This is a genomic window from Mycobacterium sp. NTMscope_MAC_12 (assembly GCF_976985675.1).
Genome location: NZ_CDRJYY010000001.1, coordinates 3,848,785 through 3,870,300 on the forward strand (window position 1 = coordinate 3,848,785; position 21,516 = coordinate 3,870,300).

At 69.7% G+C, this 21,516-nt stretch carries 23 protein-coding genes; 16 read left to right on the plus strand and 7 right to left on the minus strand.

Annotation, left to right across the window (positions count from 1 at the left end):
- Window positions 1-52: 52 nt before the first annotated feature.
- Window positions 53-793, minus strand: a complete 741-nt coding sequence (locus tag AC0KS4_RS17655; RefSeq protein ID WP_238956550.1) for an Rv1815 family serine proteinase — start codon at window positions 791-793, stop codon at window positions 53-55.
- 335 nt (window positions 794-1,128) lie between these two features.
- Between AC0KS4_RS17655 and AC0KS4_RS17660 the strand changes: the two genes are divergently transcribed.
- The 9 genes from AC0KS4_RS17660 to AC0KS4_RS17700 all read left to right on the plus strand — a co-directional run bounded on the left by AC0KS4_RS17660 (window position 1,129) and on the right by AC0KS4_RS17700 (window position 9,354).
- A complete protein-coding gene (locus tag AC0KS4_RS17660) occupies window positions 1,129-1,560 on the plus strand; it encodes an STAS domain-containing protein (RefSeq protein WP_238956551.1) in 432 nt (143 codons plus the stop codon).
- A 297-nt stretch (window positions 1,561-1,857) separates the two neighbouring features.
- Complete coding sequence (locus tag AC0KS4_RS17665; RefSeq protein ID WP_225326544.1) at window positions 1,858-2,982, plus strand: polyprenyl synthetase family protein; 1,125 nt, start codon at window positions 1,858-1,860, stop codon at window positions 2,980-2,982.
- 28 nt (window positions 2,983-3,010) lie between these two features.
- Window positions 3,011-4,531, plus strand: a complete 1,521-nt coding sequence (crtI, locus tag AC0KS4_RS17670; RefSeq protein ID WP_238956552.1) for a phytoene desaturase family protein — start codon at window positions 3,011-3,013, stop codon at window positions 4,529-4,531.
- Window positions 4,528-5,481: a phytoene/squalene synthase family protein gene (locus AC0KS4_RS17675; RefSeq protein WP_238956553.1), complete on the plus strand. Its 954-nt coding sequence runs from the start codon at window positions 4,528-4,530 to the stop codon at window positions 5,479-5,481. The genes crtI and AC0KS4_RS17675 overlap by 4 nt, the downstream gene beginning before the upstream one ends.
- Window positions 5,478-5,801, plus strand: a complete 324-nt coding sequence (locus AC0KS4_RS17680; RefSeq protein ID WP_238956554.1) for a lycopene cyclase domain-containing protein — start codon at window positions 5,478-5,480, stop codon at window positions 5,799-5,801. The genes AC0KS4_RS17675 and AC0KS4_RS17680 overlap by 4 nt, the downstream gene beginning before the upstream one ends.
- Entirely contained in the window at window positions 5,798-6,109 is a 312-nt protein-coding gene (locus AC0KS4_RS17685) for a lycopene cyclase domain-containing protein (RefSeq protein ID WP_225326540.1), read from the plus strand. The genes AC0KS4_RS17680 and AC0KS4_RS17685 overlap by 4 nt, the downstream gene beginning before the upstream one ends.
- On the plus strand, window positions 6,096-6,821 hold the full coding sequence (locus tag AC0KS4_RS17690) for a class I SAM-dependent methyltransferase (RefSeq protein WP_238956555.1): 726 nt from the start codon (window positions 6,096-6,098) through the stop codon (window positions 6,819-6,821). Before AC0KS4_RS17685 ends, AC0KS4_RS17690 begins: the two co-directional genes overlap by 14 nt.
- A complete protein-coding gene (locus tag AC0KS4_RS17695; protein ID WP_238956556.1) occupies window positions 6,818-8,353 on the plus strand; it encodes an FAD-dependent oxidoreductase in 1,536 nt (511 codons plus the stop codon). The genes AC0KS4_RS17690 and AC0KS4_RS17695 overlap by 4 nt, the downstream gene beginning before the upstream one ends.
- Window positions 8,350-9,354 (plus strand): DUF5914 domain-containing protein, encoded by a 1,005-nt coding sequence (locus AC0KS4_RS17700; RefSeq protein ID WP_225326537.1) that lies wholly within the window; start codon window positions 8,350-8,352, stop codon window positions 9,352-9,354. The genes AC0KS4_RS17695 and AC0KS4_RS17700 overlap by 4 nt, the downstream gene beginning before the upstream one ends.
- Here AC0KS4_RS17700 and AC0KS4_RS17705 read toward each other — a convergent pair.
- Complete coding sequence (locus tag AC0KS4_RS17705; protein ID WP_225326536.1) at window positions 9,330-9,560, minus strand: hypothetical protein; 231 nt, start codon at window positions 9,558-9,560, stop codon at window positions 9,330-9,332. The two genes, AC0KS4_RS17700 and AC0KS4_RS17705, sit on opposite strands and share 25 nt — an antisense overlap.
- A 138-nt stretch (window positions 9,561-9,698) precedes the next feature.
- On the opposite strand from AC0KS4_RS17705, the gene AC0KS4_RS17710 reads away from it, so the two are divergent.
- A complete protein-coding gene (locus AC0KS4_RS17710) occupies window positions 9,699-10,283 on the plus strand; it encodes a MarR family winged helix-turn-helix transcriptional regulator (RefSeq protein ID WP_225326535.1) in 585 nt (194 codons plus the stop codon).
- Window positions 10,284-10,301: 18 nt separating this feature from the next.
- Here AC0KS4_RS17710 and fni read toward each other — a convergent pair whose 3' ends face one another.
- A complete protein-coding gene (fni, locus tag AC0KS4_RS17715; protein ID WP_225326534.1) occupies window positions 10,302-11,348 on the minus strand; it encodes a type 2 isopentenyl-diphosphate Delta-isomerase in 1,047 nt (348 codons plus the stop codon).
- A gap of 122 nt (window positions 11,349-11,470) precedes the next feature.
- Between fni and AC0KS4_RS17720 the strand changes: the two genes are divergently transcribed.
- From AC0KS4_RS17720 to AC0KS4_RS17735, 4 genes are all read left to right on the plus strand, one after another.
- On the plus strand, window positions 11,471-13,579 hold the full coding sequence (locus tag AC0KS4_RS17720; protein ID WP_225326533.1) for an MMPL family transporter: 2,109 nt from the start codon (window positions 11,471-11,473) through the stop codon (window positions 13,577-13,579).
- A complete protein-coding gene (locus AC0KS4_RS17725; protein ID WP_238956557.1) occupies window positions 13,576-14,055 on the plus strand; it encodes a TspO/MBR family protein in 480 nt (159 codons plus the stop codon). The genes AC0KS4_RS17720 and AC0KS4_RS17725 overlap by 4 nt, the downstream gene beginning before the upstream one ends.
- 11 nt (window positions 14,056-14,066) lie before the next feature.
- The gene (locus AC0KS4_RS17730; RefSeq protein ID WP_238956558.1) at window positions 14,067-15,395 is read left to right on the plus strand and encodes a cryptochrome/photolyase family protein; all 1,329 of its coding nucleotides are present in this window, start codon (window positions 14,067-14,069) and stop codon (window positions 15,393-15,395) included.
- 87 nt (window positions 15,396-15,482) lie between these two features.
- Window positions 15,483-16,031 carry an anti-apoptotic protein gene (locus tag AC0KS4_RS17735; RefSeq protein WP_238956559.1) on the plus strand — a complete coding sequence of 183 codons (549 nt, stop codon included), beginning with the start codon at window positions 15,483-15,485 and terminating at the stop codon, window positions 16,029-16,031.
- Here AC0KS4_RS17735 and AC0KS4_RS17740 read toward each other — a convergent pair.
- A complete protein-coding gene (locus tag AC0KS4_RS17740; protein WP_225326529.1) occupies window positions 16,028-16,765 on the minus strand; it encodes an acyltransferase in 738 nt (245 codons plus the stop codon). The genes AC0KS4_RS17735 and AC0KS4_RS17740 overlap by 4 nt on opposite strands.
- Before the next feature lie 81 nt (window positions 16,766-16,846).
- Here AC0KS4_RS17740 and AC0KS4_RS17745 point away from each other — a divergent pair, with 81 nt between their 5' ends.
- Both AC0KS4_RS17745 and AC0KS4_RS17750 read left to right on the plus strand, forming a co-directional pair.
- Window positions 16,847-18,181, plus strand: coding sequence for an outer membrane protein assembly factor BamB family protein (locus tag AC0KS4_RS17745; protein ID WP_225326528.1), 1,335 nt, complete (start codon window positions 16,847-16,849; stop codon window positions 18,179-18,181).
- 18 nt (window positions 18,182-18,199) lie between these two features.
- Complete coding sequence (locus tag AC0KS4_RS17750) at window positions 18,200-18,586, plus strand: hypothetical protein (protein WP_374109650.1); 387 nt, start codon at window positions 18,200-18,202, stop codon at window positions 18,584-18,586.
- A gap of 4 nt (window positions 18,587-18,590) precedes the next feature.
- Here AC0KS4_RS17750 and AC0KS4_RS17755 read toward each other — a convergent pair whose 3' ends face one another.
- From AC0KS4_RS17755 to AC0KS4_RS17765, 3 genes are all read right to left on the minus strand, one after another.
- Window positions 18,591-19,274 (minus strand): esterase, encoded by a 684-nt coding sequence (locus AC0KS4_RS17755; RefSeq protein WP_225326527.1) that lies wholly within the window; start codon window positions 19,272-19,274, stop codon window positions 18,591-18,593.
- A 73-nt stretch (window positions 19,275-19,347) separates the two neighbouring features.
- Window positions 19,348-20,586: a THUMP-like domain-containing protein gene (locus tag AC0KS4_RS17760; protein WP_225326590.1), complete on the minus strand. Its 1,239-nt coding sequence runs from the start codon at window positions 20,584-20,586 to the stop codon at window positions 19,348-19,350.
- Complete coding sequence (locus tag AC0KS4_RS17765; RefSeq protein WP_225326526.1) at window positions 20,544-21,515, minus strand: class I SAM-dependent methyltransferase; 972 nt, start codon at window positions 21,513-21,515, stop codon at window positions 20,544-20,546. The genes AC0KS4_RS17760 and AC0KS4_RS17765 overlap by 43 nt, the downstream gene beginning before the upstream one ends.
- Window position 21,516: the final 1 nt, after the last annotated feature.

Below are 21,516 nucleotides of genomic sequence, written 5' to 3' on the forward strand. Positions count from 1 at the left end.
CTGTGTCGGGGGAAACACGCGGTGCGGCCCGGGTCGCGTGACGACGGGGAAGTTACGGTGCCGCAAATACGCGAGGGGTGGTGTGCCAGTTGATCATGCGTAGAGCGGGGAGTTGTTGATGCCCGCTGGAGGAGTGGCTGTCGATGTAGACCTGGGCCATGACCGCCTGCCACGTCTCGAACTGCGGCGCAGACCTCCACATGCCCTCGTAAAGCCCAACGATGACGGCGTTGTTGTCGTCGGTCAGGGCGTAGACCGGGCCGCCGAAGTCACGACCGTCCACGACCATGTCGGCGATGGCGAAGCGGCCGTTGGTGACCGTGCCGACGGAGCCGCATCGTTGGCCCGTCGAGCGGCGCAGCTGACACACGGGCAGGCCCGGCTGCGCACTCAGGCCGGGCGTCGACCGCAGCCGGCGTCCCGTGGGCAACAGGTCCGAGGCCGTGACATTGCCTGCGAGAGCGATGACTTCGTATTCCACCGGCAGCATCGAGGTGTCCGCGGCCGAGTCCGTGTCGACCTGGCGACGGCCGAGGACCACGTCGCCGATCGGGTTGCGGTCTCGGTCGGTCACCATCGACTGCCCACCGTCACATTGCCCGCTGGTGAGCGCGACCCGCAGCCGCGGCTCGACCATTCCGACCATGCACACTGTGTTGCCCTGACGAATCTCCATTCCCGGAAACACGGTGACGCCGGGGTCGGCGGTGGCCCATCCCGGCGCGCCGATGAGCATCATCGCGGCAGCGGGCGCAACCGCTAACCGGCACCAGCGGCGGCCTTGCTTTTCCATTGGGCCGCACCACCCCTCGCGTCCGTCAAGGGATTCGACGCGTTTGTTACTTGGCCCGCGTATACCCCGCGGCCGGACGGCCAAACGCGCTTTCACCACCGGATTCACCAGCGGCCAGACGCGGTTGCCCACCGGCCGGAAAACGAAACGTTGCTCCTGAGCGAGGACGTTCGGCGCTAGGCTGCTGTCAGGTTGAGTTCACAGCTGCGTCTCTAACGGGAGCGGTGTGTAAAACACTGGTCACTCCCTCCTCACCACCATCGATAGGCGCTTCAATGGCTGCTCTTCACTCCGCGCATTCGGCGGACCACCATGATCCCGCACACTGCCGCCACATGGCCCAATTCGCCAGGGCACACGTATACGTTTATGCGCGCTGCCTCGCCACGGTGGTGCGCGTCGACGGCGAGGTCGATGCCGCGAATGCGCACGATCTCACCGACGCCATCCGCGGCTTCGCCCGGCTCAAGACCCCCGTGGTCCTCGATGTGAGCCGGCTGCGCTTCGTCAGCGTCGAGGGCTTTCGGGCGCTGCTGGTGCTCAACGACGAATTCCGCAAAGCCCGCGTGCACTGCAGCGTGGTCACCGGCACGGCGATGCGGCCACTGCTGCGCATCGTGCACGACAACGGGCTGGCGACCACCGACTCGGTACCGGAAGCCTTTCAAACCATCGAAGACATCCTGCGGGCCCGCCTCAGATTCATGTCCGACCTGCCTCGTCCCCGACAGCCGCGGAGCCAGGTCAGCCGCGGCGCCGCGTCGTGACCTCACCGCCGTTAAACCGCTGCACGAGTTCGCGTTTCGGTTCGATGCCTTAGTTCTCTCGAGGGTGACGCGGCGAGGCCGGCCGTCGTCGCTCCAGGCCGGCGCGGCCCGGGTGAATTTCATCGAATGAATGTTTAAGTTATTGAACGAGGTGGTATGTCCTCCCGGGCGGCGCGGGGCGGAAACCAGGCGGCTCGCGCAGTGGTTTGTCCGCCTCGTCGGTGGGTATGACCGCGTGTGCCGGGGCCGCGCAGGCCCGGGCATTCCAGGCCGTTCGGGAGGGAGCGCTTGGGCAACATGGGAGCTTTGTCGTTTTCGCCGCCCACCGCAGCACCGCCGGTGGCGACGGCGTGGTTCGGCCGGACCGACTTCGGCGAGTGGCGGTCGAACCTGCGGCGGATGGTTTTGGTCCACGTCGCCGACTTCGTCGCCGAGCGACGGGCCGCCGAACTGGACGGGGCGGGTATCGAAGCGGCAGGCGACATCCTGGCCGACTTCGCCTCCGGCGGTAAGTGCCTGCGGTCGACGTTCATGTACCTGGGGTGGCTGTGCGGTGCGCCGCCCGACCCGGCCGCGTTGCGGGCCGCGGCCAGCTTTGAGTTGGTGCACGCGTTCGCGCTGCTGCAAGACGACGTCATGGACGGTTCGGACGTGCGGCGCGGCCGTCCGTCGGCGCATCTGCAGTTGGGGCGGTGGCACCGGGAGCGCGGATTGCCCGGCACCTCACGACGATTCGGCGAGTCGGCCGCCATCCTGCTCGGAGATCTGTGCCTGATCTGGGCCGAACAGATGCTGCGGGACAGCGGCGTCGACCCCCGGCGGCTGCAACGGGTGTGGCCGCGCTATGACGCGATGCGCACCGAGCTCGCGGTGGGACAGTTCGCCGACTTGACGAACGACGCGCGGCAGGCGCCCGGGCTGGAATTCGTGCTCGACGTGGCACGGCGCAAATCGGGCAACTACACGGTGCGCCGGCCCCTGGAGATCGGGGCGGCCATGGCCGGCTGCGACGCTCGCACGTTGTCCCAGCTGGGTTGCTACGGCCGCGCCCTCGGCGAGGCGTTTCAGCTGCGCGACGACGTGCTCGGCGTCTTCGGATCCCCCGCGGTGACGGGTAAGCCCGGCGCGGGAGATCTGCTCGAGCGCAAGGCAACCAGCGTCGTGGCGGCCGCCCACCAGCTGGCCGATCCGTCGACGCGCCGTGAACTCACCGAGCTGGCGAATCGTGAAGCCCTCGAGGACGACGCGATCGACAGGTGGAAGGCGCTGATCATCGAGACCGGGGCCCTGGGGTTGATCGAACGGATGATCGGCGACCGCGTCGCGTCCGCGCGCGCCCACCTCGCCGACGTGTCGATCGAGGAACCCGTTCGCATCGCGCTGGCCGAAATGGCGGCGGCCTGTACGGATCGCGGCGCATGAGCAATACCGACCCGGGAGCACGCTGACCATGCGGAGAATCGAAGGACGCACCGATCACGTCGTGGTGATCGGCGCCGGCCTGGCCGGGCTCTCCGCGGCCCTGCACCTGGCCGGACGGGGGCGCGCGGTCACGGTGGTGGAGCGCGAGCCGTGGCCGGGCGGGCGGGCCGGACGCCTCGACATCGACGGGTACCGGATCGACACCGGGCCAACGGTTCTCACGATGCCCGACATTATCGACCAGACATTCGCGGCCGTCGGCGAGACCCGGTCCGACCGGCTGGAGCTGTTGACGGTTGATCCCGCCTACCGCGCCGTGTTCGCCGACGGCAGCGCGCTTGATGTGCACAGCGATGCGGACCGGATGGTTGGCGCCATCGCCGAGTTCGCCGGGGCCGGGCAGGCGGCGGGCTACCGGCGGCTGCGCCAGTGGCTGACCAGGTTGTACCGCACCGAATTCGACGGATTCATCGGCGCCAATTTCGATTCCCCGCTCTCGCTGGTCACGCCGCAGCTGGCGCAGCTGACGGCGATCGGCGGCTTCCGCAAGTGGGACCGGATGGTCAAGCGGCACATCAGCGATCCACGGCTGCAGCGGATCTTCACCTTCCAGTCGCTGTATGCCGGGGTGGCGCCGCGCGACGCCCTGGCGGTCTACGCGGTCATCGCCTACATGGACACCATCTCCGGTGTGGTGTTTCCGCGAGGCGGCGTGCGCGCGCTGCCGGACGCCTTGGCCGCCGCGGCCGCCGATGCGGGTGTCCGATTCTGTTACGACGCAACCGTTACCGCGCTCGAACGCTCCGGCGGACGGGTCACGGCCGTACTCGCCGAACGGACCGGGCGCATCGCCTGCGACGCGGTGGTGCTGACCACCGAACTGCCCCAGACCTACGCGCTGCTGGGCCGCACGCCGCGTCGCGCCGTGCGGCTGCGCGCCTCACCGTCGGCGGTGGTGGTTCACCTGGGTTGTCCCGCGGTCGCCCCCGAGACGGCCCACCACACGATCCTGTTCGGCGAGGCGTGGGACCGGACCTTCACCGACATCATCCGCGACGGTCGGCTCATGGCCGACCCGTCGTTACTGGTGACCCGCCCGACGGCCGGCGACCCGGCCCTGGCCCCCGAGGGACGCGATCTGCTCTACGTCCTGGCCCCGGCGCCGAACCTGCAGCGGGGCGCCATCGATTGGTCGCGGACCGGCGGCGCCTACGCCGAAAGCCTCGTCGCACACGTCGCCGACCGACTGCTACCCGGATTGCAGCGAGACGCAACGGTTCTCGACGTCGTCACGCCCGCCGACTGGGCCCGTCAGGGCATGGCGGCCGGCAGCCCGTTCGCGCTCGCCCACACTTTCGGCCAGACGGGCCCGTTCCGCCCGGCCAACCTGGTCCGCGGCATCGACAACGCGGTGCTCGCCGGCTCGTCCACGGTGCCGGGCGTCGGCGTGCCGACCACCCTGATCTCCGGGCGACTCGCCGCGGACCGCATCACCGGGGCCGCCGAGCGGTCGACCACCAACCTCGACATGAAAGCCGGTTTGCCATGATGCGCAGCGAATTGGCCGCCGCCGGAATCGACGATCCGCGGCTGCGCGACGGGTATCGCCGGTGCCGGGAACTCAATGCCTCCCATGGCCGAACCTTCTTCCTGGCCACCCGGCTGCTCGCGCCCGACCAACGGCCGCCCGTGCACGCGCTGTACGGCTTCGCCCGCTACGCCGACGACATCCTCGACGACCTCGATCCGCGGCTGGACGCGTCCGCTCGCGGCAGGCGGCTGCAGCAACTGTCCGAGCGCTTCTTCTCCGACGGCGCCCACCTCGACGATCCGCTGGTGGCGGCGGTTACCCACACCGCACGGCGCTACCGGATCAGCGCCGCGCTGTTCGAGGACTTCCTGACCTCGATGCGAATGGATCTCACGGTCACCGACTATCCCGACCGCGAAGCGCTCAACCGCTACATGCGGGGCTCCGCGGAAGCGATTGGGCTGCAGGTACTCCCGATCCTGGGCACGGTGACGCCGGCCGAGGAGGCCGCGCCCTACGCGGCGGCGCTGGGCCGGGCCTTCCAGCTCACCAACTTCCTGCGCGATGTCGACGAAGATCTGGTGCGCGGCCGGGTCTACCTGCCCGCCGACGAACTCGCCGCCGACGGAGTCGATCGAGAGCTGTTGGGATGGTGTCACACGCACCGCCGTACCGACCCCCGGGTGCGCCGCGCCCTGGCCGCGCAACACGAAATCGCGCGGCAGACTTACCGATTCGCCGCGGCGGGAATCGCCACGCTCGCGCGTCGCTCACGACCGTGCGTGGCGACGGCGGCCGCCCTGTACGCAGAAATCCTGGACTGCATCGAAAGAAGCGAGTTCGCGGTGTTCGACCACCGGGCCACCGTGGGCAGGGCTCGACGGCTTCGGGTGGCCGGTGCGGGACTGATACGGTCGTGGCGGGCGCGAAATGGCGAGCGAGACGATCTCAACGCGGGGGCCGCATGAGCGATCGGTGGCAATACTTCGTTGTCCTGGCCGCATGCCTGGCGATCACCGCGCCGCTGGAGACGTTGGGCCCCGGCGTCTACCGACAGTGGCGACGCCTCATCAAGGCGGTGCTGCCGGTCGCGGCGGTGTTCCTGATCTGGGACGAGATCGCGGTCGCCGCGCACGTGTGGACCTATGACGGCGCGTACCTCACCGGCGTGAGCATCCCGTTTCGGGTGCCGGTCGAAGAGGTGTTGTTCTTTCTCGTCATTCCGACATGCGGGCTGCTGACCTACAACGCCGTGAACGCCATCCTGGCAAAGGTCCACCGGCGATGACCGGCCTCGGCTACACCCTGCCCGCCACGCTGGCCGTATTCGCCGTCTGCGCACTGGAATTGGCGGTGCTGCGAACCGGACTTTTCCGCCGACCGGCCTACTGGCTGTCGATGCTGATCGTCCTCGGATTCCAGATCCCGGTCGACGGATGGCTGACCAAGCTGAGCTCGCCCATCGTCATTTACGACGATCGGCAGCTGAGCGGGGTGCGCTTCCCCTTCGACATCCCGGTCGAGGACTTTCTATTCGGCTTCGCGCTGGTCACCGCGGTGCTGCTGCTGTGGGAACGGCAACGTGCGCGTCGGTGATGCGGGGCCCGCCCCCGGCGACCTGGCAGCCGCGTTCGACGCGGGCGCCGCGGCCTACGATCGGCTGGTCGGCGCCAGCCCGGGTTACCACGCGCAGCTGCTTTTGTCGGCCAAGCGGATGCGGATTCCGGCCCGCGGCAAGGGCTTACGGTTGCTCGACGCCGGCTGCGGGACGGGTGCTTCGACGGCCGCCCTGCTCGCCGTCGCGCCCGAAGCCGACATCGTCGCCGTGGACGCATCGCGCGGCATGCTCGACGAGGCGCGCGCGAAGGACTGGCCCGCCACGGTGCGGTTCGTCCACACCCCCGTCGAACGGCTGGCGGAGCAGGGGATCACCGGGCCGTTCGACGGCATCCTGGCCGCGTACCTGATCCGCAACGTCGCCAACCGCGACGACCAACTGCGGAAGTTCCGCGCGCTGTTGCGGCCGGGCGGCACCCTGGCGGTGCACGAGTATTCGGTGCGCGACTCCCCCGCCGCCACCCGCGTCTGGCACGCCGTCTGTTGGGGCATCATCATCCCGTCCGGCTGGTGGCGCACCCGGGACAGTGCGCTGTATCGCTACCTGTGGCGTAGCGTGCTGGCGTTCGACGGGGCCGCGCGGTTCCGGGCCCGCCTCGCCGACGCCGGCTTCACCGCCGTGCACAGCGAGACGATGCCCGGCTGGGAAGCCAACATCGTGCACACTTTCCTGGCGGATGCGCCGTCATGACCGCGCACGCCACCGATCGTCGACGCCGAACCTTGCCCGCACCAACGGGATTGCCGGACGCCGGCGCGCTGCCGTCACGCCCCCGCATCGCCGTCGTCGGCGGCGGGATCGCCGGCCTGACCGCCGCCACCGGGCTCGCCGAGCGCGGCGTCGCCGTCGACGTCATCGAACGCGAGCATTACCTCGGCGGTCGGGTCGGCGGCTGGACCGAACACGAAGGCGGCGCCGACCTCGCGATGAACCGGGGCTTCCACGCCTTCTTCCGGCAGTACTACAACCTGCGCGCCCTGCTGACGCGGATCGATCCGGAATTGCGGATGCTCACCCCCGTCGACGACTACCCGCTCATCGACGGGTCGGGGCGGCGCGACAGCTTCCGCGGGCTGCCGCGCACCCCTCCCTGGAACGCCGTCGTCTTCGCCGCGCGCAGTCCGACGTTTCGGCTTCGTGACTTCACCCGCATCGACGCCCGCGCCGCCGCGCCCCTGGCCGCGGTGTCGGTGCCGGACACCTACGAGCGCCTCGACGACATCGACGCCGCGGCGTTCCTCGAAAACATCCGATTCCCGGAGGCCGCACGGCATCTGGCGTTCGAGGTGTTCTCCCGCAGCTTCTTCGCCGACCCCACCAAGCTGTCCGCGGCCGAGTTGGCGACGATGTTCCACATCTACTTCCTGGGATCGGCCGAAGGGTTGATCTTCGACGTTCCGTGCGCGAACTACGACAGCGCGTTGTGGCAACCCTTGAGCGGCTACCTCGAAGGGCGCGGGGTGCGGTTTCGACTCGGCACCGACGCCCAGAGCATCGACACCGGGCCGGCGGGACACTTTCGGGTACACACCGATTCCGACGAACCTCTCGACGTCGACGCCGTGGTGCTGGCCACCGACGTCGCGGGTCTGCAGCGAATCGTTGCGGCATCGAGCGGCCTGGGCACCGATGACTGGCGGGCCCAGATCTCGCGGCTGCGCACCGCGCCGCCGTTCGCCGTGCATCGGTTCTGGCTCGACCGCCCCGTCTCGGCGCGGCGGCCGGCATTCCTTGGCACGGCCGGGCACAAGCCACTGGACAACATCAGCGTGTTGGAACGCTACGAACGCGAGGCCCGCACGTGGGCGCGCACACAGCGCGGCTCCGTCGTCGAATTGCATTCCTACGCCCTGGATTCGGCGCCGTCGCGCGCGGCCGCACTACGCCAGCTGCACACGGTCTACCCGGAAACGGCTGCGGCACAGATCGTTCACGAGAGGCTGCTGCATCGCAGCGACTGCCCCCTGTTCTCGCCGGGCTCCTATCCGGACCGCCCCGCGGTGACCACCCCGACGCCGGGCCTGGTGTTGGCCGGCGACGCCATCCGAATCGACCTGCCGGTGGCGCTGATGGAGCGCGCCGCCACCACCGGCTGGTGCGCCGCGAACCAACTGCTGACACGGTGGGGACTGGCCGGGCACCCGTTGGCCACGGTACCCACCGAGGGCCGGTCACCACTGCTGCGATGGCTTGCCACCCGCCAGAGAGTCGCCCGGCGATGAACATCCGCGACCGGCTGCAAACCCTGCGAGAGCGCTCCAAAGATTGGCCCCTGCAGGTGATCCCGCGTGTGCCGTGGGCCGATCAGCGCCCGACCTATCGCGACGCACAACCCGCCCTCATCGAGGCCGCGCTGCGGCGCTCCCAGCACCGGGCCACCGGCAACTGGTACGCGTTCGCCGCCAGCCGGCAGGTGGTCGGCGGGCGACCGTTCGGCGCGCGCGTCGCCGGCGTCGAGGTCGTCGCCTGGCGCGACGAACGGCACCGACTGTGCGTGGGGCCGCGCAGCTGCCCGCACCTGGGGGCCGACCTCGCCACCGGGACGGTGCATCGGGGCACGCTGGTGTGCCGGTGGCACGGACTGACCCTGGACGGCCGCGCCCGCGAATTCGGTTGGAGCCCACTGCCCGGTCACGACGACGGCACCCTGGTCTGGGTGCGGCTCGATGCGGTCGGACGCGAGACGCCACTGGAGCTTCCGGTGATTGCGGACCGGCCGACCGGCGACACCCTGGCCGCCGTCGCCCGCATGGAGGGCGTCTGCGAACCCATCGACATCATCGCCAACCGGCTCGATCCGTGGCATGGCGCATGGTTTCACCCGTACTCGTTCACCCGGCTCGAGGTGCTCAGCACGCCGACCGAACACGCCGACCGCTTCTTGGTGGCCGTGACCTTCCGGATGGGACGCCTGGGGGTACCCGTCGTCGCGGAGTTCAGCTGCCCGGAGGCCCGCACCATCGTCATGCGCATCGTGGATGGGGAAGGGACGGGCAGCGTCGTCGAAACCCATGCCACCCCAATCGGTTTGGGACCCGACGGCCGTCCCCGCACCGCCGTCCTGGAAGCCACCATCGCGCATTCGGGGCGGCCCGGGTTCAAGCGGGCATCTCGGGTGGCGCCGCTGATCACACCGCTGATGCGCTTCGCGTCCAGCAGGCTCTGGCGCGACGACCTCGCCTACGCCGAGCGCCGCTATCAGGTCCGCGGCGGTGCCGGATAGCGGGGCGCAGCGTGCGCCGCCGATTCCGGCCCGCCCCTGCGACCGGCCGTCCGCTTCCACACCATCCACAGCGCCCCCACCAGCAGGACCGCCAGCACGATCACCGTGGGCCACACGGCCAGCTGGGCAAGCCACAACCGTCGTTGCAGGCGCAGCACTTTGCGCCCCGCTCGGCGCAGGCGTTGCGATGTCTCGATCAAAGTCATTGCGCATCACATACCCGGGGCGCACCCGTTCAAACCGGCGCGGTGACCACAGCACCGTGACCAGGGTGCCGTAGGCTGATGGCCACTGACCGGACCGGAAACGCTGGTCGGCGTATCTTGCAAGAAGGATGCGGGTAAGTGACCAAGCGCGCCGCCGCTGATCGGCGAGTAGATCGAGCCGAACTCGAGAAGTTGGTGTCGGCCGACATGCGTGCGATCACCGCGCAATCCGACCGCATCGGCCGGCACTTCGCTCGCCAAAACGACGTCAGCGGCACCGACTTTCACGCGTTACTGCACATCATGGTCGCCGAAACCGCCGGGACGCCGTTGACCGCGGCGCAATTGCGCCGGCGCATGGACGTTTCACCGGCCGCCATCACCTATCTGGTGGACCGCATGATCGAGGCGGGCCATGTCCGGCGCGAGCCCGACCCGGAGGATCGCCGCAAGACGCTGCTTCGCTACGAGAAATCGGGGATGGCGCTGGCTCGTTCTTTTTTCACTCCCCTTGGCGCCGAGCTGCGTACCGCCCTGTCCGACCTGCCCGACCGCGACCTGACGGCGGCCCATCGTGTCTTCGCGGCGATGATCGAGGCGATGTCCACCTTCGAATCCCGGCTCACCGCACCAACTCCCAAGAAGTCGACCGCCACCGACAGTAAGAGCGCCGCGCCAAAAGGCCGACGCAGCGCGGCAACGGCGAGCCGCACGCCCGGCTGACGGCCACGTCGCGCGAAGCTACGGCAGCGCGACGAGATCGACCTCGCGCAGGCCGGCAAGGTTCGCGACTCCGCAGCCGTGCAGGCAAACCCGAAGCTCGTCGATGAACGGCTGCAGCCAATCCACCACGGCGGCGGCGGATTCGATCGCGGCTCCCAGCAGCGGCCGGGCCACCGCCACGACGTCGGCGCCCAATGCGATCGCCTTGGCCGCGTCCATCCCGGTCCGGATGCCCCCGGAAGCCACCAACGGGATCTCCGGCAGCACCTCGCGCACCTCCAGGATCGCCCGCGCGGTGGGGATGCCCCAGTCGGCCAACTCCGGATAGCGCAGTTCGCCGTAACGCACGAACTGCTCCACGCGCGACCACGACGTGCCACCGGCGCCCGCCACGTCGATCCCGGCAACCGGGACGTTGCCTTCGGCCCCAAGAAGTTCCGCCACCGCGGCGCCGCCGATCCCGTGGCCGACCTCCTTGAGCAACACCGGGTGGCCGAGGGCGCCGGCCACTTCTCGCAGCCGATCCACCGAGCCGGAAAAGTCGGTGTCGCCGTTGTGTTGCATCGCTTCCTGCAACGGATTGGTATGCACGGCCAGCGCGTCCGCGCCCACCCGATCGAGTGCCTTCGCCAGGTCCGGCACCGCCGCGCCCGCCAGTTGAGATAGACCGATATTGCCGAACAGCAACACATCTGGGGCGACGTCGCGAACCGCGAAGCTGTCCGCGGCGCGCTCCCCCAGCGCGCTGTCCAGCATGATGCGCTGCGAGCCGAGCATCATGCCGACGCCCAGCTGTTGGGCGGCCGCGGCCAGGTTCCGGTTGATCGTCCCGGACAGCTCGGCGCCCCCGGTCATCGCGCCGATGAGGATCGGAGACCGCAGGTTGACACCGAAAAAGTTGGTGGACACGTCGATGTCGCCCAGGCTGGTCTGCGTGAGGGCGTTATACGGCAAGCGATACCGGTCCAGGCCGGTGGTGACCCCGTCATAGCCGACCGGTTCGCCCAGGCACACATCGATGTGGCGCCGCTTGCGATTCTTCATCGCGCCACGGTCGAGGGTCATCGCCGGCAACCCGCTGCGTCCATAATGTCCATAGTGCCCCCTGGTGCACACCGCCTTTGGTGTGCCGTGGCGATGCATCATTTCAGTTGATTAATGTTTAACAAACTGAAAGGCTTGTGTTCGTGGTGTGGGAACCCTTGGCCGCCGCCGTGACGGGTCGACGCTCGTGGCTGCTCGCGCTGGTGGCGGCGCTGCTGGGCGTCGGCTTCATGGTGCTCATCGGCGGGAACGCGGCGGCGGGCCAGTCGCCGAAATCGCTTCCCGACGACTCGGCCTCCGCCGAAGTGGACGCGCTGTCCCGGCAGTTTCCCGGCGGCGACCGCGCGCCCCTGATCGTGGTCGTCAGCCGCACCGACGGTGCGGTGCTGAGCCCCTCCGACATCTCCGCCGCCCGAGCGGCCCGCGATCGCGCCCACGCCGCCGCGCAACCGGGCGGGGCCGACGGCGCGGCGCCCGCGCTGCCGTCGAACGACGGCAAGGCCGTCCTGGGCATCGTGCCGATCAGCGCAGGCCTGTCGGGTCTCGCCCTCGGCGACACCGTGACCGCGCTGCGCACGGCCGCGGCGACGGGCCTGCCCGCGGATCTGCGGGTTCACATCACCGGCGGCCCGGCGTTCGGCGCCGACATTGCCGGCGCCTTCACCAACGCCAACATCACCCTGCTCGCCGTGACGACGTCGGTGGTGGCGCTGCTGCTGATCGCCACCTATCGGTCCCCGGCGCTATGGGTGGTCCCCCTGCTGGTCGTCGGATTCGCCGATCGGGTCGCCGCCGCGGTCGGCACCGCGGTGGCGTCGGCGACCGGGTTGAGCTTCGACGGCGCCACGTCGGGCATCACCAGCGTGCTGGTGTTCGGGGCGGGCACCAATTACGCGCTGCTGTTGATCTCCCGGTATCGCCAAGAGCTTCGGCGCCAGTCCGGGCACCGTGCCGCCTTGCGCCACGCCGTGCGCCGGTCGGGCCCGACCATCGTGGCCAGCAATGCCACCGTGGTGCTGGCCCTGCTCACGCTGCTGTTCGCCGCCACCCCGAGCACGCGCAGCCTGGGCGCGTTGGGGGCGTGCGGCCTGGTGGTCGCCGCGGTGTCTGTGCTCGTCATCCTGCCGCCGATCCTCGCCCTCTGCGGCCGCCGATTGTTCTGGCCGTTCATCCCGCACGCCGGGGACGACGCGGCCCGGGATTCCGGTGCGTGGCGCCGCATCGCGGAAGGGGTGGCCCGTCGTCCCGCACTGGTTGCGGTGATCGCGATCGCGGCCCTGGCCGCCCTGGGCACGGGCTTGTGGGGAACCCGGATCGGGCTGTCGCAGACCGAACAGTTCCGGGTGCATGCGGATTCGGTGTCCGGTTACACCGTTGTGGCTGAACACTTCCCGGCCGGCCTGGCCAACCCCACGCTGGTCGTCGCCCCCACCGCCCACGCGTCGTCCGTTCGGCAGGCCATCGGGACCACGCCCGGGGCGGTCTCGGTGACCGAGTCCGGCCGCTCGGAAACCGGGTTGACGAAATGGTCGGTGGTGATCGACGCACCGCCGTCATCCAACCAGGCATTCGGCATCGTTGCCGCCCTGCGGAATTCGACCCGGGCCGCCGACCCCGGTGCGCTGGTGGGCGGCGCCGACGCGCAGGCCCTCGACATCCGGGATGCGGCCACGCATGATCGCGTGCTGCTGATCCCGGCGATCCTGGCCGTCATCCTGGTGGTCCTGTATGTGTTGCTGCGATCGGCCCTCGCCCCGCCGACCCTGCTGGCCGCGACCATCCTGGGCGCCCTGGCCGCGTTGGGCATGGGCGGCTGGGCGAGCATCCACGTCTTCGGCTTTCCGGCGCTGGACAACACCACCCCGCTGTTCGCCTTCCTGTTCCTGGCCGCCCTCGGCGTGGACTACACCATCTTTCTGGTCACCCGGGCCCGCGAGGAAGCCGCGCAGCACGGCGCGCGCGACGGGATGGTCCGCGCGGTGTCGGCCACCGGCGGCGTAATCACCAGCGCGGGAATCGTTTTGGCCGCCGTATTCTGCGTGCTCGGGGTGTTGCCGTTGATCGTCCTGACGCAGTTGGGGATCATCGTCGGCCTGGGCATCCTGCTCGACACCTTCGTGGTGCGCACGCTGGTCATCCCGGCGCTGTTCACCCTCATCGGCGACCGGATCTGGTGGCCCAACAGCCCTACCCACACCGAACCCGTTGAGCAGCAAGCGGATCGGGCCCAACGCGAACGGAGCACCCCGTGAACAAATCGATCTTGGGCGCGACATCCCTGGGCGTCGCCGCAGCCGCCGGCGCCGGCAGCGTCGCCAGCGCCGACGCCGCCTCGCCGTGGTATTCGCGGCTTCACAAGCCCGCCTACCAGCCGCCCCGCGCCGCCTTCCCCACGGTATGGACCACGCTTTACGGGGACATCGCGGCCACGTCGGCGGTGGCCATCGACCGGTTTCGCGCAACCGGGCAGGACGGCAAGGCGCGTCGCTACGCCGCGACGCTCGTGGTGAATCTGCTGCTCAACGCCGGGTGGAGTTGGCTGTTCTTCCGGTACCACAAGCTCGGCGCGGCCGCGGTCGGTGCCGCGGCGCTGACGGCCAGCAGTGCCGACCTGGTCAGGCGCACGGCCGAAGCCACCCCGCGGGGCGCGCTGGCGCTGCTGCCCTATCCGCTGTGGTGCGGCTTCGCGACCGTTCTGTCCACCCACATCTGGCGGCTCAACCGTTAGGGAGCCGAATCATGCCCGCGCTGTTGTGGTTTCGCCGCGATCTGCGGCTGCGTGATCATCCGGCGCTCCTCGCCGCGGCCGAGAGCGACGAGGTGCTCGCCTGTTTTGTGCTCGATCCGCGCCTGGAAGGCTCGTCGGGACAGCGCCGGCTGCAGTTCCTGGGTGACTCGCTGCGGCGGCTGCGCGACGACCTGGATGGGCGCCTGCTCGTAACCCGCGGGCGGCCCGAGACACGGATTCCCCGCATTGCCAAGGAGATCGGCGCGTCGTCGGTGCACATCTCGGAAGACTTCGCGCCGTTCGGAACGCGCCGCGACGAACGGGTGCGGGCCGCATTGGGCGCGGTCCCGCTGGTGGCAACGGGGTCACCGTATCTCGTGTCGCCCGGACGCGTCACCAAGCCGGACGGTTCGCCCTACCGGGTGTTCACCCCGTTTTTGCGGCGGTGGCACGAAACCGGCTGGCGGGCGCCGGCGCAATCGAGCGCCACGTCCGCGCGCTGGCTGGATCCGCGGCGCCTGGGGATCGAGCGCTGCGAAATCCCCGACCCCGGCGTCCGGCTCGATGTCGCCGCCGGCGAGGCGGCGGCGCGCACCCAGTGGGAGTCCTTCGTCGGCGACGGATTGAGAACCTACAGCGCCGACCGCGACCGACCCGATCTGGCAGGCACCAGCCGGATGTCGGCGCACCTGAAATTCGGCACCGTCCATCCCCGCACTCTGGTTGCCGACCTGGACACGCGCAGCGGCGGGGCGCAAGCGTACCTGCGGGAGTTGGCTTTTCGCGATTTCTATGCCGATGTGCTGCACCACTGGCCGGCGAGCGCGTGGCGCAACTGGAACGGCGCTTTCGACGGCATCAAGACCGACGCCGGCGCCGAGGCGAAGCGCGGCTTCGCGGCGTGGAAGGCCGGCGAAACCGGTTTTCCCTTCGTCGACGCCGGGATGCGTCAGCTGCGGGAGACCGGGTTCATGCACAACCGGGTGCGGATGATCGTCGCGTCGTTTCTGGTCAAGGACCTGCACCTGCCATGGCAGTGGGGCGCCGAATGGTTTCTGGACCAGCTCGTGGACGGCGACATGGCGAACAACCAGCATGGTTGGCAGTGGTGCGCGGGCTGCGGCACCGATGCCGCGCCCTACTTCCGGGTGTTCAACCCGACGACGCAGGGCGAAAAGTTCGATCCCACAGGCGATTACATTCGCCGTTGGGTGCCCGAGCTGCGCTCGGCGCATGACGCGCACCTGCGCAAGGGCGAGCGGCCGGACGGTTACCCGCAGCCCATCGTCGACCACGCCGCCGAACGGGCCGAAGCGCTGCGGCGTTATCAGCGCATCTGAACTCGGTGTTCGTTAGCCCGAGCGTGCACCCGGAGCCGGTTGGCGTGCCATGATCGGACGATTCGGTCAAGCCATCGGGAGCCGACAATGACCATCTCCCTCATCCGCGTGCTGATCTCGGGCGCCGCCGCCGGCCTTACCGCGGTGATCACGGGCTGTTCCTGCTCGATCGGTTCGTCGCACGCGGTGAGCAGGAGCGATGTCGCCGGCCAAATCACCGCCAAGATGACCGACGCCGCCGGCAACAAGCCCGAGTCGGTGAACTGCCCGAACGACCTGCCCGCCAAAGTCGGCGCGCAGGTGAACTGCGAAATGACGGTGAAGAACCGGCCGTTCGGTGTCAGCGTCACGGTCACCCGCGTCGACGGCAGCGACGTCAAGTTCGACATGGTGGAGATGGTCGACAAGAACCAGATCGCCGCCGCGATCAGCACCCAGCTCGGCCAGCGGGTGGGCAGAAAACCGGACTCGGTGACCTGCCCCGACAACTTGAAAGGCGTTGCGGGCGCGTCGCTTCGGTGTCAGCTCACCGACCGCGGCGCAAAGTACGGCGTGCTGGTGACCGTCACGAACGTCGATGCGGGCGACGTCAATTTCCATTTCAAGGTCGACGACCGGCCCCAACCAAATAGCTAGCGGGAGGCCTTTTTCCGTTCGATGTCGGCCAGGGCGGCGGCCAGCTCGGCACGCTGCGCGGCCGAGCTCTCCCAGGCGAGCTGGCGGTTCTTGACCACCTTGGCCGGCGCGCCGACCGCAATCGAGTAGTCCGGAATCACACCGCGCACCACCGCGTGAGATCCCAGCACGCAGCCGCGCCCGACGGACGTGCCCCGCAGCACCGACACCTTGACCCCCACCCAGGTGTCCGGGCCGATCCGCACCGGGGACTTGACGATGCCCTGATCTTTGATCGGCAGGTCAATGTTGTCCATGCGGTGGTCGAAGTCGCAGACGTAGCACCAGTCGGCCATCAACACCGAATCGCCGAGCTCGATGTCGAGGTAGGCGTTGATGACGTTGTCGCGGCCCAGCACCACTTTGTCGCCGAAGCGCAGCGAGCCCTCGTGTGCGCGGATGGTGTTCTTGTCACCGATGTGGACCCAGCGGCCGATCTCGAGCTGCGCGAGCTCGGGCGTGGCATGGATTTCCACGCCCTTGCCGAGAAACACCATGCCGCGGGTGATGATGTGCGGGTTGGCCAGCTTGAACTTCAGCAATCGCCAGTAGCGCACCAGGTACCACGGGGTGTATGCGCGGTTGCGCAGCACCCACCTCAGCGAGGCCAACGTGAGGAACTTGGCCTGGCGCGGGTCGCGCAGGTTCGATCCACGCCAGCGGCGATGGACCGGAGCGCCCCACATGCTCGTCATGGCCGGAAAGCCTAGTCGAGGGGCCAAGCGATACCCTCACGTGTACTCGATCGCCGCACCTGCGCCCGCCCCGGGAAGGACTTGGAAACCGACGTGCTTGCGCGACAACTCGTCAGTGGGCTTCGGCGTTGCTCATCCGCGCTGCTGGCGGCGGCGCTCACGGCCGTGGCCAGCGGCTGCGGCAACACCGACTCCTGGGTGGACGCGTCGGCCGCGCAGGGTTGGCCGGCGCAATACGCCGACGCCGCCAACAGCAGCTACACCGCCACCGGCGGGGCCACCAAGCTGTCGTTGCAGTGGACCCGCTCGGTCAAGGGCAGCCTGGCGGCCGGACCCGCGCTCAGCGCGCGCGGCTATCTGGCACTGAACGCCCAGACCTCGGCGGGGTGCTCGCTGATGGAGTGGGAGAACAACCACAACGGGCGGCAGCGCTGGTGTGTGCGGTTGTTCCAGGGCGGCGGCTTCGGCGGCCCGCTGCTCGACGGGTTCGACAACGTGTACGTCGGCCAGCCCGGAGCGTTCCTGTCTTTCCCGGTGACCCAGTGGACGCGGTGGCGCCAGCCGGTGATCGGCATGCCCACGACGCCGCGGTTCCTGGGCAACGGCGAGTTGCTCGTCGCCACGCACCTGGGGCAGGTGCTGGTGTTCGACGCCCATCGCGGCCAGGTGGTGAGCAGCCCGCTCGATCTGGTGGACGGTATCGATCCCACCGATGCGACGCGCGGGCTCGCCGATTGCGCACCGGCCCGCCAGGGCTGCCCGGTGGCCGCGGCCCCCGCCTTCTCGGCGGCCAACGGGATGGCGGTGCTCGGCGTCTGGCAGCCGGGCGCGCCGGCCGCGGTTCTGGTGGGCCTGAAGTACCACCCGGGGCAGACCCCGCTGCTGACCAAGGAGTGGACGAGCGACGCCGTGGGCGCGGGCGCGATCGCCAGCCCGGTGCTCTCGGCCGACGGGTCGACCGTCTACGTCAACGGCCGCGACCAGCGCCTGTGGGCGCTGCGCACCGCGGACGCGAAGGTGAAGTGGTCGGTGCCGCTGGGATTTCTGGCGCAGACTCCCCCGGCGATCACTCCGCAGGGGCTGATCGTCTCCGGCGGTGGGCCCGACACGCGGCTGGTCGCGTTCAAGGACGCGGGCGATCACGCCGATCAGGTGTGGCGCCGCGACGACGCCGTCCCCCTGTCGTCGTCGAGCCTGGCGGGGGCCGGGGTCGGCTACACGGTGGTCAGCGGGCCGCCCGCCAACGGCGCGCCCGGGATGTCGGTGTTGGTCTTCGATCCGGGTGACGGCCACACGCTGAACAGCTATCCGCTGCCGGCGGCCACCGGGTATCCGCTGGGGGTTGCCGTCGGCACCGACCGGCGGGTGGTGGCCGCCACCAGCGACGGTCAGGTCTACGGTTTCGCGCCGGCCTGACCGGGACATACTCCTGGAGTGCCGATCGACGACCCCACAGCAGCGGACGCCGCGACCACCACAGCGGAGGGCCGGCAGGTCAGCACGCCGGATATCGTGGCGACGCTCGTCTTGCTGGTCATCCATGGGGCCCTCTACGGAGCGAGCTTTGTGGTGCTGGGCCTGCTGGTGATGAGCACGGACCCGTGCGGCTATCAGAAGTGCGGCGATCCCGCCTGGATCGACCGGGCCATGAACCTGGGCACCTGGGGCGGGGCCGCCCTCTTGATCGCCGACGTCGTGGTCGCCGTGTACCTGCTGGTGTGCCGGAGAAGGGCGTTCTTCGTGCCGATCATCGGTTGCGTCGCGCAGGTGGCGTTGGCGGCCCTGGCCGTGGCGATGGAATTGCGGGCCGGACCCGTTTGAGCGCTCAGATGGCCAGCGGCGGGATGGCGCTGCGGGGCACCTGGGCCTGGGCGGGCCCGCCGAACGCCGGCAGCATCTCGCCGGGGGCGAAGTAGAAGATCAGCTGATCGTCGGTGATGGCGAAGTTCTGATAGTGCGACGGGTCATGCCCCGTCGACGGCAAAATCGCAGCGCCCAAAGGGGTTTGACGTTCCAAGTCGCGCTGGACGATCGGGAAGATGGCGTCCAGCGGCGTCGCGCCCGGGGGAAACAGGTTGTCGAACGTGATGGGCTGCTTCGTGCCGAGGTTGTAGTTGAACGCCTTGTACCAGGTCGATGAACGCGTTCCCCCGACGTCCTGAAAGAACTTGAGCACCACGCTGCGGGTGTTGTGCGGCGGCTGGCCGGCGCTGCGCTGGTCGGTGGTGGCCTCCAGCTGGTAGGGCTGGTCACGACCCCCGGAACTCTGCGCGACGTTGACGAAGCCGTCCCGGTTTTGGGTGATGTAGTCGGTCAGCGCCTGTTGGTCCGGGTAGTCGGTGGGAAACGTCATGGTGAGCATGTAGTTGGCGCCGGTGGCGTGCACACGACACATCTGGTCGGCCTCGACGGTGCCGCCCAGGCTCGCGCAGGACGGCGGCGCGGCGGCGGCCGGCCAGCCCACCAAGACCGCCGGCGCGAGCAGCGCAGCGGCTATCAGATAACGCATCGTGGAATTGTCCTCGCAAACTAGCCAGGGCGGGGTGTGACCGGAAAAGTAACCGCCGCCAGCGTACCCGGCGCTACCGGGACGCCCGGCAAACGAACGCCATCGCGCGACCGGAGGCGCGTGCACCGATGCGGGTGATGACCACCGACAGCGGTCGGTCGCCGCGCAGCCGCATCCGTTTGCGCAACGCGTCAGGGTCCACCCGCACCCCGCGGACCAATACCTCCAACGACCCGCAGTCCAGCGCCGACAACGCCTGCCGGAGCCGTCGTTCGTCGAAGACCAGCTGCTCGATCACCTCGAAGCCTCGCACCGCGGCCGGCAGCCGATCGCCCGAGAGATAGGCGATGTCGGGATCGAGCTGCCACAGCCCGTGCCGCGCGCCGTAGTGGCGCACCAGCCCGGCCCGGACCACCGCGCCGTCCGGGTCGACGATCCACCGCCCGACCGGCCGCACCGGGCAGTCATCGGGGTCGGCGTCGGTGAGCTGCTCGTCGCGGTCGAGGACGCTCGCCCGCCGGGTGACGCCGGGCCGCGCCAGCCCCGCCGACCACAGACACGCTTCCCGCACCGAGCCGCGATAGGACGTCACCTCGATCTCTCCGTCGAACCCGAGGCGACGAACCTCGTCGAAATCGATTCCCGGAGCGCACTTTACGGCGAAATCCCGATCACGGTAGGCGTCGAGCAACGCGGCCAGCCCGGGCTGATAGTCGTCGATGCGCAGGCGCCGCCGCCCCTGCGCACGTCGCGAAGGATCGACGACGAGCACGGCGTCGCGGGTGACCGGGTGCAGCGCGTCGGCGCGGCAGAGCCCCACCGGCCCCAGGTTGTGGCGGGCCATGGCCAGCCGCACGGAGTCGAGATCGCTGCCCACCGCCGTGATCCCGCGGCCGCGCAGCGCGGCCAGCTCGGTGCCGATCGAACAGGTCGCGTCGTGCACCACGACGTCCGGTCCGCCCTCGGCCAGCCGCCCGGCCCGGTGCAGCGCCACCGGCGCGGCGGTGGCTTGCTGCAGCGCCTCGTCGGTGAACAGCCAGTCCGACACCGCGAAGCCCGGCCCGCTCAGTTTCTCCACGGCGCGGCGGCGCAACAGGACCGTCTCCACCAGCACCGCCGCCCGGTCGCCGAAGTGGGCGCGGGCCGCGGCGACGTCGGCGACCCGGGTGGCGTCCGTCAGCTCGAGTTCGGCGACGGTCGCCAGCGCCGCGGCGCCGGCTTGCGACCGCAGGTAGCCGACATCGTCGGCGCTGAACCGCAGCCCACCGCTCAGGAGGGTTTGACCCCGGTCACCATCACGTTGTAGAACCAGCCCTTCGGCACCACGCGCCGCCACACGTTGGCGTCCGCCCAGCTCAGGGCTTTCCAGCCGTTGAAGGCGAATTTCGCCCAGCCCCACCCCAGCCGCCCGGCCGGCACCGACGCCTCGAAGGTGCGCACCGGCCAACCGAACATCGCGGCGGTGAACTCCTCGCTGACGGTCCGCACCTCGGTGGCGCCGGCGTTGGCGGCCATCCGCTCCAGGTCACCGGGCGTGAAGGTGTGCAGGTCGACGATGGCCTCCAGCGCCGCGGCCCGGGAGGATTCATCGAGCTCGGCCTGCGGGCGCCGCCAGCTGCCCAGGCCGGGCAGCTTGGTGACGTTGGTGGCGATCCGCCAGGTCAGCGTGGACAGCTCGCGGGCGTAGACGTCGCCGGCGCTGGTCGGTTCGCCGGCAAAGACGAACCGTCCGCCCGGGCGCAGCACCCGGATCACCTCGCGCAGCGACAGCTCGACGTCGGGAATGTGGTGCAGCACGGCGTGCCCGACGACCAGGTCGAAGGTGTTGTCTTCATACGGGATGCCCTCGGCGTCGGCGACCCGGCCGTCGATGTCCAGGCCCAGGGACTGCCCGTTGCGGGTGGCGACCTTGACCATGCCCGGCGACAGGTCGGTCACCGACCCGCGGCGCGCGACCCCGGACTGGATCAGGTTCAGCAGGAAAAAGCCTGTGCCACAGCCCAATTCGAGGGCCCGGTCGTACGGCAGGTCACGGAGCACCTCGTCGGGCACGATGGCGTCGAAACGGCCGCGCGCGTAGTCGATGCAGCGCTGGTCATAGGAGATCGACCACTTCTCGTCATAGGTTTCGGCCTCCCAGTCGTGGTAGAGGACCTGGGCCAGCTTGCTGTCGTGCCGGGCGGCCTCCACCTGTTCGGCGGTGGCGTGAGGCGTCGGCACGGCGTCGGTCGAACTCGTCATG

What these genes read in the sequence shown, in the direction of transcription:
- AC0KS4_RS17655 (WP_238956550.1), bottom strand. Translation starts at nt 793, where the DNA reads ATGGAAAAGCAAGGCCGCCGCTGGTGCCGGTTAGCGGTTGCGCCCGCT.
- AC0KS4_RS17660 (WP_238956551.1), top strand. Translation starts at nt 1,129, where the DNA reads ATGGCCCAATTCGCCAGGGCACACGTATACGTTTATGCGCGCTGCCTC.
- AC0KS4_RS17665 (WP_225326544.1), top strand. Translation starts at nt 1,858, where the DNA reads ATGGGAGCTTTGTCGTTTTCGCCGCCCACCGCAGCACCGCCGGTGGCG.
- crtI (WP_238956552.1), top strand. Translation starts at nt 3,011, where the DNA reads ATGCGGAGAATCGAAGGACGCACCGATCACGTCGTGGTGATCGGCGCC.
- AC0KS4_RS17675 (WP_238956553.1), top strand. Translation starts at nt 4,528, where the DNA reads ATGATGCGCAGCGAATTGGCCGCCGCCGGAATCGACGATCCGCGGCTG.
- AC0KS4_RS17680 (WP_238956554.1), top strand. Translation starts at nt 5,478, where the DNA reads ATGAGCGATCGGTGGCAATACTTCGTTGTCCTGGCCGCATGCCTGGCG.
- AC0KS4_RS17685 (WP_225326540.1), top strand. Translation starts at nt 5,798, where the DNA reads ATGACCGGCCTCGGCTACACCCTGCCCGCCACGCTGGCCGTATTCGCC.
- AC0KS4_RS17695 (WP_238956556.1), top strand. Translation starts at nt 6,818, where the DNA reads ATGACCGCGCACGCCACCGATCGTCGACGCCGAACCTTGCCCGCACCA.
- AC0KS4_RS17700 (WP_225326537.1), top strand. Translation starts at nt 8,350, where the DNA reads ATGAACATCCGCGACCGGCTGCAAACCCTGCGAGAGCGCTCCAAAGAT.
- AC0KS4_RS17705 (WP_225326536.1), bottom strand. Translation starts at nt 9,560, where the DNA reads ATGACTTTGATCGAGACATCGCAACGCCTGCGCCGAGCGGGGCGCAAA.
- fni (WP_225326534.1), bottom strand. Translation starts at nt 11,348, where the DNA reads ATGACCCTCGACCGTGGCGCGATGAAGAATCGCAAGCGGCGCCACATC.
- AC0KS4_RS17730 (WP_238956558.1), top strand. Translation starts at nt 14,067, where the DNA reads ATGCCCGCGCTGTTGTGGTTTCGCCGCGATCTGCGGCTGCGTGATCAT.
- AC0KS4_RS17735 (WP_238956559.1), top strand. Translation starts at nt 15,483, where the DNA reads ATGACCATCTCCCTCATCCGCGTGCTGATCTCGGGCGCCGCCGCCGGC.
- AC0KS4_RS17740 (WP_225326529.1), bottom strand. Translation starts at nt 16,765, where the DNA reads ATGACGAGCATGTGGGGCGCTCCGGTCCATCGCCGCTGGCGTGGATCG.
- AC0KS4_RS17755 (WP_225326527.1), bottom strand. Translation starts at nt 19,274, where the DNA reads ATGCGTTATCTGATAGCCGCTGCGCTGCTCGCGCCGGCGGTCTTGGTG.
- AC0KS4_RS17765 (WP_225326526.1), bottom strand. Translation starts at nt 21,515, where the DNA reads ATGACGAGTTCGACCGACGCCGTGCCGACGCCTCACGCCACCGCCGAA.